The sequence below is a fragment of the Hydrogenivirga sp. 128-5-R1-1 genome (genome assembly GCF_000171895.1).
This window is the reverse complement of the sequence record NZ_ABHJ01000486.1, coordinates 1-1133: the sequence shown is the minus strand read 5'-3', so window position 1 is coordinate 1133 and position 1133 is coordinate 1. Positions and strand designations below refer to the sequence as shown.

At 31.0% G+C, this 1133-nt stretch carries 1 protein-coding gene and 1 pseudogene; both read left to right on the top strand.

Annotated elements, in window-relative coordinates:
- Positions 1 to 398: pseudogene (locus HG1285_RS00485) on the top strand (tRNA (adenine-N1)-methyltransferase); the annotation flags it as partial.
- Positions 398 to 1133, top strand: a 736-nt coding sequence (gene proB / locus HG1285_RS00490) for a glutamate 5-kinase (RefSeq protein ID WP_008289652.1), incomplete at its 3' end; no start/stop codon positions are given. The pseudogene HG1285_RS00485 and the gene proB, both read left to right, overlap by 1 nt.

The following is a 1133-nucleotide window of genomic DNA, read 5'->3' as shown; positions in this document are numbered from 1 at the left end:
TTTATGCATTTGAAAGAAAAGAAGAGTATATAAAACAGGCTTATGAAAATTTAAAACTTGCAAATTTAGATAAATATGTGGAAATAAAACATCACTCACTTGAAGAAAAACTTCCTGAAGAATTTTTTGATACTGGATTTATAGATGTTAGAGAACCGTGGCTCTATATAGAAAATATTAAAAATTCATTAAAAAATGGTGCAAGTATAGGTTTTTTAGTACCAACTACAAATCAGGTTTCAATGACTTTAACTGCTTTGAAAGAACACAACTTTTTAGATCTAGAGGTTGTTGAACTTCTTGAAAGGCATTATAAGCCTGTACCTGACAGACTAAGACCGGAAGATAGGATGGTTGCCCATACAGGATACTTAATTTTTGCAAAGAAGGGATTTTAATGAGAAAATCCTTAAAAAATAAAAAAAGAATAGTTATAAAAATAGGCTCGCAGCTTCTTGAAAAAGATAATGATATTGATAAAGATTTTATTGGAGATTTAGCATCTCAGATAAAAAAGCTAAAAGAAAAAGGAAAAGATATTTTAATAGTTTCTTCAGGGGCTGTACTTGCAGGAATTAAAAAACTTGGAATAGATAGAAAACCAAAAACCATAACAGAAAAACAGGCAATTTCAGCTATAGGACAGGCTTACTTAATCCAGCTTTACGACAAAACTTTCTCAAAAAATAATTTAACAATTGCACAGATACTTCTTACTACAGAAGGACTAAAAGAAAGAAAAAGATACGTATATGCAAAAAACACTATTGAAAAACTCCTTGAACTTGATGTAATTCCAATAATAAATGAAAATGATACAGTGGCTATAGAGGAAATAGTTTTTGGAGATAATGACTTTTTAGCTGCCCACGTTTCGGTATTGGCAAACGCAGACCTTTTAATAATACTTTCAACTGCTGGTGGGGTTTATACAGGAGACCCATTAAAACAAGAATCTAAACTTATAGAAGAAATAAAAGACATAAACGAAGCTCTAAAATATGCAGGTAGTTCAAAATCAAAGTTTGGAACAGGTGGAATGCGAAGCAAACTTGAGGCTTCAGAGATAGCAGTAAGCCATGGAATTCCTGTTGTATTGCACCTAAAGAAAAGACATTATTCTAAATATTATT